The organism is Cytobacillus oceanisediminis 2691, from assembly GCF_007678455.1.
Lineage (GTDB): Bacteria > Bacillota > Bacilli > Bacillales > Cytobacillaceae > Mesobacillus > Mesobacillus oceanisediminis_A.
In genome coordinates this window covers 1-242 of the sequence record NZ_VEEP01000368.1, presented here as the reverse complement: position 1 = coordinate 242, position 242 = coordinate 1, and the positions used below count along the sequence as shown (strand labels likewise).

Here is a 242-nt window from a genome sequence, read left to right as displayed (position 1 = left end):
CTCACCCCTTCCCCCAACCACCCTCTCAACCCTTTTACTCAAAAATTCCACTCACTGACGCTGCATGAATTCCCCCTAACACAAGAACAAATTTCTCAACCCTATAAAATACTCACCACTCAGTTACTCCACATCATCACCCAACCCCCACCCAATATCCCCACATACCACCACAACCAGCTGCTTCCATCATCCATCACCACACACCAAAATCCCACCATCCTCCGCCACAACCTCACACC

General features: G+C 49.6%; 1 pseudogene. It reads left to right on the top strand.

Annotated features, from left to right (window positions below):
* Positions 1-242 (top strand): annotated as a pseudogene (locus FS736_RS24970) (hypothetical protein); the annotation flags it as partial.